Source organism: Roseibium aggregatum IAM 12614, from assembly GCF_000168975.1.
GTDB lineage: Bacteria > Pseudomonadota > Alphaproteobacteria > Rhizobiales > Stappiaceae > Roseibium > Roseibium aggregatum.
The window spans coordinates 41031-48044 of the sequence record NZ_AAUW01000032.1 but is presented as its reverse complement, the minus strand read 5'-3'; the positions used below and the strand labels follow the sequence as shown (position 1 = coordinate 48044).

Genomic DNA, 7014 nt, shown 5'->3' with positions numbered 1-7014 from the left:
GCGGGCATGGGTGGTCGTGTTCATCTGCTCGAAGGCTCCCTTCAGCGGGCTGCCCCGCCACTGATCTTTTGCATCGCGGAGCATGCCTTCAAAGCGGTCGCCCCACAGAATGTAGGCAAGCATGGCAAGGCCAAGCGGCCAGAATGCCACGAACCCCAGCACCATCAGGCCGATAGTTACCGGCGTCCAGGCAGGTTTGATCATGCAACTTTTAGCTGTTGTCATCGTCCTATCCATTTCAGACATCCACGTCATTCCAAGTGGGGATGATCGCATTCGCCTTCAAGGATTTGTGACCGGGATCACAGATGACCGGCACCAAAAAACCCGGCCTGCGAAGATGCAGACCGGGTTTAATTCATTGATTCATAAGTAAAAGGAGGAACGGATCAGTCGAACGGTCCGTCAATCACATGTTGCGCCGAATAATTCGCCAGAAGCTTCTCGCGGTGCCATTCGGCCGCCATCGGGGCGTTGGCATATTCGTGGAAGCAGGGCGTGCCGAGCGTGAAATGCAGAAGTTTTGCATCCGGGTTGGGGCCGAATTCATCCGGCAGCCAGTTCCATTCCTTCGGCAGTTCGCCGATGAGGTCGTCGTCCAGCCAGGTGAACCGGTGCAGCTGGGCGCCGGTTGCATTCATCACGAAGTCGGGCGTCACCACCTTGTTGGCCGGGTGGCCGCAGTTCCACAGCACCACGCTGGACCAGTTCTTGCGCGGGTAGTTCTCGTTCTTCGAACCGAGGTATTTGGTGGTCTGGCGGGTCTGATAGTCGTGATGGACACACATCACCGCCTTGCTTTCGTCGCGCATGGCGAACAGCTTGGCAATGTCGTCCCGAACGATCATGTCGCCGTCCATGAACAGCGCCCAGCCGTTGTAGTTCATCAGGCTCGGAATCAGAAAACGGGTGTAGATGAAGTGATTGGACCCATCGGTATGAGTCTCGTTGTAGGTCTTCAGGTTGTGTAGCGACAGCGGTGTTATCGCCAGCACGTCGCTTGAAAGCCGGGTCAGGCTGTTGGCGCAAACATGATAGGCAATCGCTTCACGCGGATCGAAACCAATAAAGATATTGAGCACTACAGAAACCTCCGGCCTCGCTGTCTGACCGGCACTTGTATTTGGCCGAAAGGCCAGAATCAATAGCAGCGGAGGGGCTGCCACCAGAAACCGGACTTTTTGGGACAAGTTATCGCCACACGGCGAAAGGCACCCGGGTGGGTGCCTTTACCGATGCGACGTTCAGCTCACCGTTTCGGAAAGCTGGCGAGCCTGCTCGATCCAGTTGTCCCGGGCAATACGGCCACGGAAATCGAGCTTGGTGTCCAGGGCTTCGATCTGTTCTTCCGTCAGACCGGCGATCTGCCAGAAGTGGAAGATCCCCGCTTCGTTGAGCGCGGATTCCAGTTTGGGGCCAACACCGCTGATCGACTTCAGATCGTCTGCCGCACCGTCCGGCTGGGTCAGGAGGATGCTCTCCAGAGAATTGCCGGTGCTTTTTGCGGCCGGGTTGGCTTTGGCAGGTGCGGGAGCGGCCTTTACGGCCGGTTCGGCTGTCGCTTCTGCGGCCGGCGTGACCGCAGACGCCGGTGCGGGGGCCGCAGGTTTGGCAACCGGTGCCTTTGCGGCGGGTTTGCGCAGGTCCGTGCGGTTGGAGCGGATGAAGTCCATCACCCGTGGCGCGATTTCCGACCGCCAGCGCGATCCGTTGAAGACACCGTAGTGACCGACGTTCGGCTGCTCGTAATGCGCTTTCATGTCGTCGTCCAGACTGGTGCAGAGCGCATGGGCCGCCCTGGTCTGACCGCGGCCGGTGATGTCGTCCTTCTCGCCTTCGACAGTCAGGAGGGCGGTGCGTGTGATCTTGCCGCAATCGACCAGACGGCCGTTGTGCTTCATGGTGCCGTTCGGCAGCGCATGCTCGATGAAGACCGTCTCGACGGTCTGCAGATAGAATTCGGCGGTCAGGTCCATGACGGCAAGATATTCGTCATAGAAGTCGCGGTGTTTTTCCGCATTGTCGCCATCACCTTCCACCAGATGCTGGAAGAAGTCCCGGTGCGCGGTCACGTGCCGGTCGAGGTTCATGCTCATGAAGCCGGAAAGCTGCAGAAAGCCGGGATAAACATCCCGCATGAAGCCCGGATGCGGGAAGGGCACCTTCATGATGACGTTGTTCTTGAACCAGTCGATGCCCTTGGAAACCGCCAGATCGTTGACGGCGGTCGGAGCAACGCGTGTGTCGATGGGCCCGCCCATCAGCGTCATCGTGGAGGGAACATAGGGGTCTTCACGGTCTTCCATGACCGCCACGGCCGCCAGCACCGGCACGGAAGGCTGACAGACGCCGAGAATATGCGTGTCCGGACCCAGGAAGTGCAGCATCGAGATGATGTAATCGATGTAATCGTCCAGATCGAACTTGCCTTCCTGTATCGGCACCATGCGGGCGTCGATCCAGTCGGTGATATAGACATCCGCATTCGGCATCAGCGCTTCCACGGTGCCGCGCAACAGTGTGGCATAGTGGCCGGACATCGGCGCGACGATCAGGATCTTGGGATCGTTACGGTGCGTGGTCACGCCGCGCTCGAAGTGGATCAGGTCGCAGAACGGACGGCTCCAGACGCTGACTTCACGTACAGGAACGCGCACACCGCTGACGGTGGTTTCCTTCAGCCCGAATTCCGGTTTGCCATAGCGGCGCGTGGTGCGTTCAAGCACTTCGCAACCGGCGGCAATAGACCGGCCGTAACTGGTGTGAGTCAGCGGATTGAGCGGGTTCTGGAAGTAGAGCCGGGTCATGTCGGCCAAAGCTCTGAAAGGCGCCATCGCGGCGTGGTTCAGTTCGTAAAGGTGGTAAAACGGCAAAGACGTCTCTCCTTTGCTGAACCAACTGGTGCCGGCCCTATTAGCATTGTTCATGAACATTTTTCGGCCCGTGTGTTCTTACGCACTGTATTGCATTGCAGCAGGATAGCTATGCCTGTTGCAGCCCGCAATACTTCTAATTGGTATTTGAATACGCGCCTAAGTGCTGAGGATCGCGGCAAAAGACATTTTCGCACCAAATCACTGTGCAATGCAAAAGACACAATAGAACATTTAAATCAATTTGGTAGCTTTATACAAACCACGTTCCAAAGCTGCTCAGGCAGCCAGATCTGCAACCACCGCATCGAGAACGAAAAAACCTTCACGAGTGGCCCGAATCCGGTTTTCCCCTATTTCTTCGACCATTCCATGCTCGATTAACGCGGCCAGACGGGCAGGATCGACAGAGCGGCTTGCGTAGCGCTCATAGCGTTTCAGGTCGATGCCCTCGGTCAGGCGCAGGCCCATGAGGAGAAACTCATCGCCCTGCTCCTCCTCGGAAAGACCGGCGTTTTCGACCAATGCCTGGCCATGGCTCTCGACGTTTTCCAGCCAGGTTTCCGGATGGCGCTCGGTTGAAGTCGCCAGACGGCTGGCACCAACCGTGATACGGCCGTGAGCACCGGGGCCGACGCCCACATAGTCGCCATAGCGCCAATAGACCAGATTGTGCCGGCATTCGGCGCCTGGGCGGGCATGGTTGGAGACTTCATAGGCCGGCAGGCCGGCAGCGGCGGTCACATTCTGCGTGAGTTCATAGAATTCAGCGCCCAAATCCGGATCCGGTACCTTCAGCTTGCCCGCATGAAACAGCGTATGGAAGGGCGTGCCTTCCTCGATCGTGAGCTGATACAGCGACAGATGATCGGCTGCAAGCGCGATGGCCTCGTTCAGTTCCTGCTCCCAGCCGGCCAGCGTCTGGCCCGGGCGGGCATAGATGAGGTCGAAAGACAGGCGCGGGAAGGTGGCACGCGCGGTTTCGATGGCGGTGCGGGCCGTGCGTGCATCATGCAGGCGGCCAAGCAGCCTCAGATCCGTATCGATGAGCGACTGCACACCCAGCGACACCCGGTTGACACCCGCGGAGCGGTAGCCGCGAAAGCGTTCGGCCTCGACAGACGAGGGATTGGCCTCCAGCGAAATCTCGACATTTTCATCCATCGACCAGCGATCGGAAACCGCTTTCAGGATGCGGTCGACCGTCGCCGGTTCCATGAGCGAAGGCGTGCCGCCGCCCAGAAACACGGACTGAACCTTTTTGTTCTTCGTCAGATCGGCAAAATGAGACAGTTCGCGCTCGAAAGCGGCCGCAAAGCGGGCCTGGTCGACCGGCTGATGACGGACGTGGGAATTGAAGTCGCAATAAGGGCATTTGGCCGCGCAGAACGGCCAATGAATATAAATACCGAAGCCGCCTTCAGCTGCCCCCACACCAGTCACGTCTTTTTATCCTTCCAGGCAGCCGGCGGAAAAGAGCTGGAATGCCCGCGCCCTGTGTGACAGGGCGGATCCATCCTTCGACCAGCCGTGTTTTTCTTCCGACGTCATTTCGCCGAAAGTCCGCTCATGGCCGTCCGGCTGGAAAATCGGATCGTAGCCGAAGCCCTGCGTGCCGCGCGGCGGCCAGACGATCTGTCCGTCGACTTCGCCGCGGAAATATTCCTCGCTGCCGTCCGGCCAGGCCAGGCACAGCACGGCGACGAAGGAGCCGCGGCGCTGGTCGTCAGTGGTTGCGCCCAGCGACTGCAGCTTTTCCTCGACCGTGCGCATGGCCATCGCAAAGTCCTTGTCCGGCCCTGCCCAGCGCGCGGAATAGATGCCCGGATCGCCGTTCAGCGCCGCAACGCAGAACCCGCTGTCGTCGGCCAGCGCCGGCAGGCCCGAAGCCTTGGCCGCCGCATGGGCCTTTATGGCTGCGTTTTCCTCGAACGTGACACCCGTCTCGTCCGGTTCCGGCAGGTCCAGCTCTCCGGCGGAGATCACTTCGAAACCGTAAGGCTGAAGCAGTTCGTTGATCTCGCGGATTTTGCCCTTGTTGTGGCTCGCGACAACAAGTTTACCCGGTTCCAGCTTGCGGTGGCTCATGCTTCGATGCCCTTAGAGAATGGCCATTTTCTGAAGATCGACCAGCTTGCCGATGCCCAGCTTGGCAAGGCCCATAAGCTTGCCGAATTCCTCTTCGGAGAAAGGCGCACCCTCCGCCGTTCCCTGGATTTCGACGATGCCGCCGGCCCCGGTCAGAACGAAATTGGCGTCGGTTTCGGCGGTGCTGTCTTCGGCGTAGTCGAGATCGAGCACCGGCGTGCCTTCGTAGATACCGCAGGAAATGGCGGCGATATGATCCTTCAGAACCTCGCCGGAGACCATGTCGCGGGCTTTCATCCACTCGATGCAGTCGCGCAGGGCAACCCAGGCACCGGTGATGGAGGCGGTGCGGGTGCCGCCGTCGGCCTGGATGACGTCGCAATCCACCGTGATCTGGTTCTCGCCGAGCGCTTCCAGATTGACGACGGCGCGCAGCGACCGGCCGATGAGACGCTGGATTTCCTGGGTCCGGCCGGATTGCTTGCCGGCGCTGGCTTCGCGGCGCATGCGGTCGCCCGTGGCACGCGGCAGCATGCCGTACTCGGCAGTCACCCAGCCACGGTTCTGGCCGCGCAACCACGGCGGAACCCGCTCTTCCAGGCTGGCGGTGCACAAGACGTGCGTGTCGCCGAACTTGACGAGGCAAGAGCCCTCGGCGTGTTTGGAGACCCCACGCTCCAGCGTGACCGCACGGAGTTCATCGGCTGCGCGTTTTGACGGACGCATGCATATCCCTTTCGACTATCGCTCCGGAAAAACCGCCGTTTCTCCAGTGTATTCGTTGAGGCCTTGTAGACCCCAACTTCCTCCGCCGTAAAGGCCTTGCGTTGTGATACTTCACGCAAGCCCCCATTTGCGCCTATATCTTTCATGGAATCCCGGCCGGCCCCGGTGAGTGGTCACATTCGGAGAACAAGCCTTGAGCCTCAGCGACCTCGACAAGAGATCCCGTGAAATCTTCCGTTCGATCGTGGAAACCTATCTGGAGACCGGCGAACCCGTCGGGTCCCGGAACGTTTCGCGCAAGCTCGGCATTTCGCTGTCGCCTGCCTCGGTCCGCAACGTGATGTCCGATCTGGAACATCTGGGTCTCCTGCATTCGCCCCACACCAGTGCAGGGCGACTGCCGACCGAAATCGGCCTGCGTTTCTTCGTCGATGCCCTTCTGGAAGTGGGCGACCTGACCCAGGACGAACGCCGGGCAATCGATGCGCAGGTTCGGGCCTCGCAAAAGGCGAACTCCGCCGAGCAGGTGCTGACGGAAGCCAGCCAGATGCTGTCCGGGCTGTCGATGGGCGCAGGTGTGGTGTTGACGCACAAGTCGGACATGCGGCTGAAACACATCGAATTCGTGCGCATCGAACCGCTGAAAGCCCTGGCGATCCTCGTCAGCGAAGACGGGTCCGTCGAAAACCGCGTTGTCGATCTGCCGGGCGACCTGCCGTCATCGGCACTGGTGGAGGCCAGCAACTATCTGAATGCCCAGATCAAGGGCCGGACTCTGTCGGAAATCCGGTCCGAACTGGAAAGAGTGCGCGACGCGGACCAGGCCGAACTCGATCTTCTGAGCCAGAAGGTCATCGACGCGGGTCTTGCGGTCTGGGGCGGCGAAAGCGCCACCGATCCGGGCACGCTGATCGTCCGGGGGCGGTCGAACCTGTTGACCGATCTGGACGCGGTTGAGGACCTGGAGCGTATCCGCCTGCTGTTCGACGATCTGGAAAGCAAGAAGGACCTGATCCAGCTTCTCGGCCTTGCCGAAAAGGGCGACGGCGTGCGCATCTTCATCGGCTCGGAGAACAACCTGTTCTCGCTGTCCGGTTCCTCCCTTGTGGTGTCGCCCTACAGGGACAGCAACCAGCGCATCGTCGGCGTTCTCGGCGTCATCGGGCCGACCCGTCTGAATTATGCCAGGGTGATCCCGATGGTTGACTACACCGCCCGGCTGGTGAGCCGGATACTGGGATAAGCCTGCCTATACCGGTTTTCCCAAACGGGCACGGGCTTGACCAGCCGCCCGCTCCACCCCCATCTGTACCCGAGACCAGCCAGA

General features: G+C 60.1%; 7 protein-coding genes. 1 reads left to right on the top strand and 6 read right to left on the bottom strand.

The genetic code is table 11. The features are described 5' to 3' along the window. The 6 genes from SIAM614_RS29170 to rph all read right to left on the bottom strand — a co-directional run. Positions 1-225: DUF2852 domain-containing protein (locus SIAM614_RS29170; RefSeq protein WP_157140161.1), on the bottom strand; the 225-nt coding region annotated here is incomplete at its 3' end. A gap of 164 nt (positions 226-389) precedes the next feature. Continuing rightward, positions 390-1082, bottom strand: a complete 693-nt coding sequence (locus tag SIAM614_RS29165; protein WP_006940230.1) for a glycosyltransferase — start codon at positions 1080-1082, stop codon at positions 390-392. A 162-nt stretch (positions 1083-1244) separates the two neighbouring features. Beyond that, positions 1245-2873 carry a polyhydroxyalkanoate depolymerase gene (phaZ, locus tag SIAM614_RS29160; RefSeq protein ID WP_040441453.1) on the bottom strand — a complete coding sequence of 543 codons (1629 nt, stop codon included), beginning with the start codon at positions 2871-2873 and terminating at the stop codon, positions 1245-1247. Between the two features lie 279 nt (positions 2874-3152). After that, positions 3153-4307: a radical SAM family heme chaperone HemW gene (gene hemW, locus SIAM614_RS29155; protein ID WP_006940227.1), complete on the bottom strand. Its 1155-nt coding sequence runs from the start codon at positions 4305-4307 to the stop codon at positions 3153-3155. A gap of 15 nt (positions 4308-4322) precedes the next feature. Then, positions 4323-4961 carry an RdgB/HAM1 family non-canonical purine NTP pyrophosphatase gene (gene rdgB, locus SIAM614_RS29150; RefSeq protein ID WP_006940225.1) on the bottom strand — a complete coding sequence of 213 codons (639 nt, stop codon included), beginning with the start codon at positions 4959-4961 and terminating at the stop codon, positions 4323-4325. A 12-nt stretch (positions 4962-4973) separates the two neighbouring features. Further along, positions 4974-5687: a ribonuclease PH gene (rph, locus tag SIAM614_RS29145; protein WP_006940224.1), complete on the bottom strand. Its 714-nt coding sequence runs from the start codon at positions 5685-5687 to the stop codon at positions 4974-4976. 169 nt (positions 5688-5856) lie between these two features. On the opposite strand from rph, the gene hrcA reads away from it, so the two are divergent. Continuing rightward, entirely contained in the window at positions 5857-6930 is a 1074-nt protein-coding gene (gene hrcA, locus SIAM614_RS29140; protein ID WP_006940223.1) for a heat-inducible transcriptional repressor HrcA, read from the top strand. Positions 6931-7014: the final 84 nt, after the last annotated feature.